The organism is Rathayibacter rubneri (assembly GCF_023743255.1).
Classification (GTDB): Bacteria; Actinomycetota; Actinomycetes; order Actinomycetales; family Microbacteriaceae; genus Rathayibacter; species Rathayibacter rubneri.
Genome location: NZ_JAMRYM010000119.1, coordinates 1 through 8,407 on the forward strand (window position 1 = coordinate 1; position 8,407 = coordinate 8,407).

Here is an 8,407-nt window from a genome sequence, read left to right on the forward strand (position 1 = left end):
AACCCAGCCCGCGCCGCCCCGCCCGGCCCCGCTCAGACCAGGAGCTGGTGCTTCGCCAGGTCGCGGTAGAGCGGCGTCGACTCGACCAGCTCGGAGTGCGTGCCGACGCCCACCACCTCGCCCTTCTGCAGCACGACGATGCGGTCGGAGTCGACGACGGTCGACAGGCGGTGCGCGATGACCAGGAGCGTGCGGTTCTCGGCGACCGCGTCGATCGCCAGGCGCAGGCGCTGCTCGTTCAGCCCGTCCAGACTCGAGGTGGACTCGTCCAGGAGCAGGATGGGCGGCGCGGCCAGCAGCGCGCGGCCGATGGCGAGGCGCTGGCGCTCGCCTCCTGAGAGCATCACGCCGCTCTCGCCCACGGGAGCGTCCAGTCCGAGCGGGTTGCGCTCGAGGACGTCCGTCAGATTGACGGCCTCGAGCACGCGGAGGCAGTCGGCGTCGTCGGCGTCGGGGCGGCCGAGGACGAGGTTCTCGCGGATCGTGCCGGCGAGGACCGGCGCGTCCTGCTCGACGTAGCCGATCTGCGCGCGGAGGGCGTCGCGGTCGACGGCGGTGATGTCGACGCCGCCCAGGCGCACGACTCCCGCTTCGGGGTCGTAGAAGCGCTCGATGAGGGCCAGGATCGTGCTCTTGCCGGCTCCGGACGGGCCCACCAGGGCGGTCCGCTTGCCGCGGGGGACGGTGAAGGAGACTCCGCGCAGGACGGTGCGGTCGCGGTCCTCCGCCGCCGGCTCGGCACCGTCGACGGGCGCCGCCTGCTCGTCGTACGAGAACACGACGTCCTCGAACGCGATCGCGTCGTCGCCGACTCCGACGCCGAGGCCGCTCACCGTTCTGGCGCGGTCCCCGTCGCCCTCGACGGGGAGGTCGATGATCTCCTGGATGCGCCCGAGCGCCCCGAGCGCCGAGTTGACCGAGGTGATCGCGCCGATGAAGTTGCCCAGCGGCATCACCATCATGAAGAGGAACAGGATGAACGAGACCAGCTGCGCGATGTCGATCGAGCCGGAGGCGACCCGGTAGCCGCCGACGCCGAGGACGGCGAGGAACGCGACCTGCAGGGCGATGCCGGCGACGGGGACCACGAGGGCCGAGATGTGGGCGACGCGGATGCCCAGGCGGTACGCCTCGGTCGCGTGGGTGTCGACCACCGCGATCTCGCGGTCGGTGGCGCCGGCCGCGCGGATGGTGCGCACGGCGCTGATGGCGCGCTCGACCGCGGCGGCGAGGTCGCCGACCTTCTCCTGCGCCTTGCGGCTCGCGACGCGGATGCCTCGCCCGAGCGTCAGCGCGAGGCCGAGGGCGGCGGCGACCACTACGACGATGATGATCAGGAGGACCCAGTCGATGATCGCCATGGCGATGATCGCGCCCACGAAGACGAGCGAGCCGGCGATGGAGTCGACCAGGCCCTGGGTGAGCACGGCGCGCAGCAGCGTGGAGTCGGAGCCGACGCGCGAGACGAGGTCGCCGGTGCGGCGCGCGTCGAACTCGCGGATCGGCAGCCGCAGGAGGCGCGCGACCAGTCGGCGGCGGCTCGAGAGGACGATGCCCTCGCCCGTGCGCTGCAGCAGGTAGTGCGCGAAGCCCGAGATGAGACCGGAGGCGACGACGAGGGCGACGAGCGCCCAGACGAGCGGACCGAGGTCGAGCCCCTCCTGCACGCGGGTGATGACCTGGCCGACGACCAGCGGCTGCGCGAGGCTCGCCGCGGCTCCGAACAGGCTCAGCACGACGACGACGCCGAGGATGCCGCGGTGCTCGAGGAGATAGGGGACGAGCTGCGAGAAGGAGGCGCGGGGCCCGTCGTCGGCGCCGCGTCCGCCGCGCCGTCCGCCTCGTGCGCTTCGAGTGCTGGTGCTCATCGACCGTCCGTTCCCGCTCATGCCCTGCCGTACTTCTTATGGACCGCCTGGCGGCTCACCTCCAGGCACAGCGCGATCAGCTGCCACGACGCACCCGCGGTGCGCGCCCGTCGGACGGCGATCGCCTCGGTGCGGTCGAGCTCGCCGCGGAGGCGGCGGATCGCCCGGAGTGCTGTGAGCGGATCGTCCGCGCCCGCGTCTCCCGCCAGGGTCGCGATCGTGCCGTCGTCCATTCTGCCTCCTCGTCGCTGCGAGCCCGCCGTCCGTGCGGTCGACGGATGTCAATCTAGATTGACGACCCTAGGCCTCCGCAGTGCCGATGTCAACAGCGGTTGACGCTCCGGAGACGGGTTCGGCCCGCCGGAGGGACCGGCGGGCCGAACGAGGGGTGCCGAGCGATCGGCGGTCGTGCCGACGACTACGAGACGTTGTCGGTGTACGAGAGGTCCTTGGTCTCCTTCGAGAGGATCAGCGCGATGAGCGTCAGGACGCCCGCAGCGCTGAGGTAGAGGCCCACGAGCACCGGGCTGCCGCCCGCCGCCTGCCAGAGCGCGACCGCGATGATCGGCGCCACGGCCGCTCCGAGGATCGACGCGAGGTTGTACGACATCGCCGAGCCGGTGTAGCGGACGTTGGTCGGGAAGAGCTCGGGCAGGACAGCGCCCATGGGGCCGAAGGTCAGACCCATCAGGGTGAAGCCGAGGATCAGCACGGCCATCACTCCGACGAAGCCACCGCCGAAGAGCGGAACGAAGAGCAGGCCGAACACGATGATCGCCGAGGTGACCGCGATGAGCAGCTTGCGGCGCCCGAACTTCTCGGCCAGCGGACCGGAGACGAGGGTGAAGATGCCGAAGAACACGACGCCGACGATCAGCATGATCAGGAAGTCGTTGCGGCTGTAGCCGAGACCGGCGACCGGGCCGTCGGTGGGCGCGGTGCCGTACGTCAGCGTGTACGTGGTCATCAGGTAGAAGAGCACGTACGTCGCCAGCATGATGAACGTGCCCAGGATCAGCGGACGCCAGCTGGTGACGAAGACGCGCGCGAGGGGGAGCTTCGCGACCTCGCCCTTCTCGACGACCTTCTGGAACGCGGGGGTCTCGACGAGCTTGAAGCGGACGTAGAGGCCGATGATCACGAGGACGGCGCTCGCGAGGAACGGCACGCGCCAGCCCCACGCGGCGAAGGTCTCGTCGTCCATCGAGCTCGCGAGGACCAGGAACAGGACGTTGGCGACGATGAAGCCGATGGGCGCGCCGAGCTGCGGGAACGTGCCGTAGATCGCGCGCTTGCCCGCGGGGGCGTTCTCGGTGGCGAGCAGGGCCGCTCCGGACCACTCGCCGCCGAGGCCGAGGCCCTGGCAGAAGCGCATCACGACGAGCAGGAAGGGCGCGAGGAACTCCCAGCCGGGCGTCAGCGCGGTCGGGAGGCAGCCGATGAGGAAGGTCGCGACTCCCATGGTGAGCAGGGAGGCGACGAGGGTGCCCTTGCGGCCGACGCGGTCGCCGAAGTGGCCGAAGACGATCGAGCCGATCGGCCGCGCGATGAACGCGACTCCGAAGACGGCGAAGGAGGCGAGCAGCGCGGTCGCCGGGTCCTGGTTCACGAAGAACAGGGCCGGGAAGACCAGCACGGCGGCGGTCGCATAGGCGTAGAAGTCGTAGAACTCGATCGAGGTGCCGATGAGGCTCGCGAGGATGACGCGGCCGCGGGAGTTCTGCGGGGCGGAGGGAGCGTCGGCGGTGGCGGGTGCGTGAGACATGGGAGGGAAGTTGCTCCGGTAGACAGGGGGATCCCCGTGCCGGCGGGCGAGGCGTCGATCGGGCGTCGCGGACCGGGTGGCGGTGGGGAGGAGGAGTCGGGCCGCTCGTGACGGCCCGACCACTTTACTCCGTGTTCACCCAGCTTCGTGCTGTAGCGGCCCGCGGAAGGGGGCCGGAGCGGGACCGCGCGCCGATCAGCCGCGCAGCTCGCGCAGCAGCAGCGCGGTCGCGATCGCCGCCTCCGCCGCCTCGCGGCCCTTGTCCTCCTTCGACCCGGGCAGGCCGGCCCGGTCGATGCCCTGCTGCTCGGTGTCGAGGGTGAGCACCCCGAAGCCGACGGGCTTGCCGGTCTGGATGCTGACGGTCGTCAGGCCGGAGGTGGCCGCGTCCGAGACGTACTCGAAGTGCGGGGTGCCGCCCCGGATGATCACGCCGAGCGCGACGACGGCGTCGGCACCCGCGTCCAGCGCGACCTTCGCCGCGACGGGCAGCTCGAACGATCCGGGGACGCGCACGAGCGACCACGAGGCGCCGCTCTCGTCGAGGGCGGCGCGGGCGCCGGCGATCAGACCGTCGGAGATCTGCGTGTGCCAGGTCCCGGCGACGACGACGACGCGCAGTCCCGAGCCGTCGAGGGGCGAGGTGGTGGGGGCGCCGGAACCGGCCATGCTGTTACTCCTTCGTCGTCGCGCCGGCGATCCCGGCGTCGAGGTGTCCGAGCTCGGCGAGGTCGCCGAGGTTCTCGATGTCGTGGCCCATGCGGTCGCGCTTGGTCTCGAGGTACCCCTCGTTGAACGCGCCGACGCCGACCACGAGCGGCACGCGCTCGGAGACGGTGATGCCGCGGTCGGTCAGCTGGCGGACCTTCTCGGGGTTGTTGGTGAGCAGGCGCACGTCGCGGATGCCGAGGTCCTCGAGGATCCCGACCGCGGCACCGTAGTCGCGCGCGTCCGCGGGCAGGCCCAGTGCGAGGTTCGCGTCGAGCGTGTCGAGGCCGTCCTCCTGCAAGCGGTAGGCGCGCAGCTTGTTGATCAGGCCGATGCCGCGGCCCTCGTGCCCGCGGAGGTAGACGACGACTCCGCCGTCGCGCTGGATCGTGTCGAGAGCGGCGTCGAGCTGCGGGCCGCACTCGCACTTCAGCGAGCCGAAGGCCTCGCCGGTCAGGCACTCGGAGTGGACCCGCACCAGCGGCGGACGAGTGCCGCCGAGTTCGCCGGCGACGACGGCGACGTGGTCGGCGCCGGTCTGGCGATCTCGGTAGGCGCGCACGCGGAACGGGCCGTGGGTGGTCGGCACGGTGGTCTCGACCTCGAAGCTCACGCGGGAGGACTCGGGCACGGGGACCGTGAGCGGCACCTCCGCGTCGCAGTGGAACTCCTGCAGGTACTCGATGAGGGCCGCGACCGTGGTGACCGGGACGCCCTCGCGCTCGCCGAGCGCGAGCAGCCCGGGGAGCCGCATCATCTCGCCGTCCTCGGCGACGATCTCGGAGATCGCGCCGACGGGGTAGAGCCCGGCGAGCTTCATCAGGTCGACCGCGGCCTCGGTGTGGCCGTCGCGCTCGCGCACGCCGCCCTCCACCGCGCGCAGCGGCAGGATGTGGCCGGGCCGGTGCAGCCGAGACGGCGTCGCCTCGGGATCGGCGAGGACGCGCAGGGTGTGCGCCCGGTCGGACGCGCTGATGCCCGTCGAGAGGCGGTCGGCGGCGTCGACCGACAGCGTGTAGGCCGTGCCGCGCGGATCCTCGTTGTCGACGACCATCAGGGGCAGCTCGAGCCGGTCGGCGATCTCGTTGGTCATCGGGGCGCAGATGAAGCCGGAGGAGTTGCGCACCATCCAGGCGATCGTCTCCTGGCTGGCGAGCTGCGCCGAGACGATGACGTCGCCCTCGTTCTCACGGCCCTCGTCGTCGGCGACGATGATCGGACGGCCCTCGCGCAGTGCGGCGACGGCCTCGGGGATGCTGGAGAGGCTCATGCCCCACCTCCGGGAAGGGTGACGGGAAGGGCGTGCGCGGGGATCGCGACGGCCTGCAGTGCGAGCATCCGCTCGACGTGGCGGGCGAGGATGTCGGTCTCGATGTTGACCCGGCCGCCGACGGCGAGGACGCCCAGGGTGGTGGCGGCGAGGGTCTCGGGGATGAGCGAGACCTCGAACCACTGCTCGGGCTCGGCCGCGGGGCTGATCGCCGAGACGGTGAGCGAGACGCCGTCGACGGCGATCGAGCCCTTGTCGGTCACGAGCGGAGCCGCAGCGGCGGGGAGGGAGAAGCGCAGGACGCGCCAGGCGTCGCCCGGGGTGATCGAGAGCAGCGTCGCCGTGCCGTCGATGTGCCCCTGCACGATGTGGCCGCCGAGCCGGTCGCCCACCCGGGCGGCGCGCTCGAGGTTCACGGAGTCGCCCGCGGCCACTCCGTCCAGGGTCGACATGCGCAGGGTCTGCGCCATGACGTCGGCGGTGAAGCCCTCGTCGGACTGGTCGACGACGGTCAGGCACACGCCCGAGACCGCGATGGAGTCGCCGTGCCGGGCGCCCTCGACGGCGAGCGGTCCGCGGACGGTGAGCCGGATCGCGTCCGCCCCCGGATCGACCGCCGTGACGACGCCGATCTCCTCGATGATTCCGGTGAACATCAGTGGGTCTCCATCTGCAGGGCGTGGGGGAGGCGGGCCGGTTCGCCGGCGCCGCCCGCGGGCTGCGCGACGGGGCGCGCGGTCACGAGGAGGTCGTCGCCGAGGACCTCGACCGAGTGGATGCGGAGGCGGCGGGCGTCCGCGATGCCCGAGACTCCGATGTCGTCCAGCGCGAGGCGGGGTCCGCCGAGCAGCGCCGGAGCGAGGTAGACGAGGTACTCGTCGACCAGTCCCGCGGCGACGAGTGCCGAGGCGAGGGTCGGCCCGCCCTCGACGTAGACGTGGCGGACCTCGGACTCGTAGAGCCGGTCGAGGACCGCCTCGAGGTCGTGGTGGCGTTCGAGCAGCGCCGGATGCGGGTGGTGGAGCACGTGCGCGTCCTCGGGGATCGCGCGCGTGCCGACGACCCGAGCCTCACGGCCCGCGGCGACGGAGGCGAGCTCCTCGAGCACCAGCCGGTCCCCGTGGTCGTCGGCGAGGACGGTGCCGGTGCCGACGAGGATCGCGTCGCTGGCGGCGCGCTGCTCGTGGACGCGCTGCCGGGCGGAGGCGCCGGTGATCCAGCGGCTACTGCCGTCGGCGGCGGCGGTGCGGCCGTCGAGAGTCGACGCCCACTTGAGGGTGACGAAGGGGCGGTGCCGGCGGGCGGCGGTGAGCCAGACGTGCAGGAACTCCTCGCCCTCCTCGGCGAGGACGCCCTCGATCACCTCGATGCCGGCGGCGCGCAGGGTGTCGCCGCCGCCCCCGGAGCGCGAGCCGGGGTCGTTCACGGCGTAGACCACGCGTGCCACGCCGGCCTCGATGAGGGCGCGGCTGCAGGGACCGGTGCGGCCGGTGTGGTCGCACGGCTCGAGGCTGACGACGGCCGTCGCGCCCGCCGCGACGCCGGGGGAGAGCTTCGAGAGCGCATCGACCTCGGCGTGCGCGGTGCCCGCACCGTGGTGCCAGCCCTCGGAGAGGACGGTGCCGTCGGGCGCCAGGAGGTTGCAGCCCACGCGCGGATTCACTCCGCGGGCGGGACCGCGCTCGGCGATCGCGAGCGCTCTGCGCATCGCGTGCTCGAAATCGATCGTCATTCCCGGTCTTCCGTTCGTCGCCGAACTCCGGGGTCTCGATCGCCGGTGCGAGGGCACCGTCGTTCGACGTCGCGCTTGCGCGCGACGCTCGTGCGCCTCCCATCCGGACTTTAACCGTCGGTCCCGGAATTCCACCGGATCAACAGCTCCCCACCGAAGTGGTCGGCCGCTCGCGGACTGTCACCGCCGGTTCGGACTCTCACCGACCCCGGAGCACGTGCTATCTCGTTCAGCCTAGGACAACGCGGGTGGGGGTGCGGTATTCCCACGTCACACTCGGAGGCGCGCGGGACGTCGGTGGGCTCTGGCCGGCCGTGCGGTGGCTCCGCAACGTGAGGAGTGGGAGTCGTCTCGGTCGCCGTCGAGCCGCTGTGCATCCTCAGGGTGTCGCGCGCGCGTCGCTGCATGGTCGCCCTGTGTGCACGCGGCCGGTGCTCGGCACCGCGGGCGTTGGCGAACCCGGTTCCCCACAGTGCCCGCGTGGGTGGCAGTTCGGCCGGTCGCCTGGCGAATGATGCTGTCGCCGCGGAGTGACTCAATGACTTGATCGCCCTCATCGAGAAGCGGGAAGCGGGTCTGAGATGTGGGCCTGGTCGCCACAGACGTACAGATGCGCCTCAGCTCGCCGAGCAAGTACTAGAACGGCGGTGGATCGTTGAGGGCGCGCAAGCACGCGTCGAGTTGCGACGAGAAGAAGTCCCGCGGTGCTGGCGTCGTGGTGTGGTGTCGTCCGGTGGGGCTGGTCCAGTCGAGGACTCCGCCGGGGAGGTGCCGGACCTGCCAGGTGGTGGTGTGGCGGAGTCGGTGGTGGTGTCGGCAGAGGTGGGCGAGGTTGTCGGCGTCGGTAGCTCCGTCGTGCTGCCACTCGACGCCATGGTCGATGTCGCTGTCGGCGGCGGAGCGGGTGCAGCCGGGGAACCGACACGTGACGTCGCGGGTGGCGAGCGTGCGGCGGAGGTCGGCGGGGACGCGGTAGGTGGTGCGGCCGACGGAGAGGACTGCTCCGGTTTCGGGGTGGGTGAGGATGCGGGTGAAGGAGGGGGCGTCGGCGGCCAGGCGTCTGG

General features: G+C 72.0%; 8 protein-coding genes and 1 riboswitch. All 8 genes read right to left on the reverse strand.

Going from position 1 to position 8,407, the window contains the following annotated elements:
• Positions 1-32: 32 nt before the first annotated feature.
• A complete protein-coding gene (locus tag NB037_RS17335; protein WP_251948010.1) occupies positions 33-1,868 on the reverse strand; it encodes an ABC transporter ATP-binding protein in 1,836 nt (611 codons plus the stop codon).
• A 17-nt stretch (positions 1,869-1,885) separates the two neighbouring features.
• Entirely contained in the window at positions 1,886-2,101 is a 216-nt protein-coding gene (locus NB037_RS17340) for a hypothetical protein (protein ID WP_251948012.1), read from the reverse strand.
• Between the two features lie 185 nt (positions 2,102-2,286).
• Positions 2,287-3,633, reverse strand: coding sequence for an MFS transporter (locus NB037_RS17345; RefSeq protein ID WP_251948014.1), 1,347 nt, complete (start codon positions 3,631-3,633; stop codon positions 2,287-2,289).
• A gap of 195 nt (positions 3,634-3,828) precedes the next feature.
• The gene (gene ribH / locus NB037_RS17350) at positions 3,829-4,302 is read right to left on the reverse strand and encodes a 6,7-dimethyl-8-ribityllumazine synthase (RefSeq protein ID WP_251948017.1); all 474 of its coding nucleotides are present in this window, start codon (positions 4,300-4,302) and stop codon (positions 3,829-3,831) included.
• A 4-nt stretch (positions 4,303-4,306) separates the two neighbouring features.
• Positions 4,307-5,611, reverse strand: a complete 1,305-nt coding sequence (gene ribA, locus NB037_RS17355; protein WP_251948018.1) for a GTP cyclohydrolase II — start codon at positions 5,609-5,611, stop codon at positions 4,307-4,309.
• A complete protein-coding gene (locus NB037_RS17360) occupies positions 5,608-6,267 on the reverse strand; it encodes a riboflavin synthase (RefSeq protein WP_251948019.1) in 660 nt (219 codons plus the stop codon). Before NB037_RS17360 ends, ribA begins: the two co-directional genes overlap by 4 nt.
• Positions 6,267-7,343, reverse strand: a complete 1,077-nt coding sequence (gene ribD, locus NB037_RS17365; protein WP_251948020.1) for a bifunctional diaminohydroxyphosphoribosylaminopyrimidine deaminase/5-amino-6-(5-phosphoribosylamino)uracil reductase RibD — start codon at positions 7,341-7,343, stop codon at positions 6,267-6,269. The genes NB037_RS17360 and ribD overlap by 1 nt, the downstream gene beginning before the upstream one ends.
• Positions 7,344-7,430: 87 nt before the next feature.
• A riboswitch (FMN riboswitch) is annotated at positions 7,431-7,563 on the reverse strand.
• Positions 7,564-7,979: 416 nt separating this feature from the next.
• Positions 7,980-8,407 (reverse strand): HNH endonuclease signature motif containing protein (locus NB037_RS17370; RefSeq protein WP_251948021.1); only part of this gene is annotated, 428 nt, incomplete at its 5' end.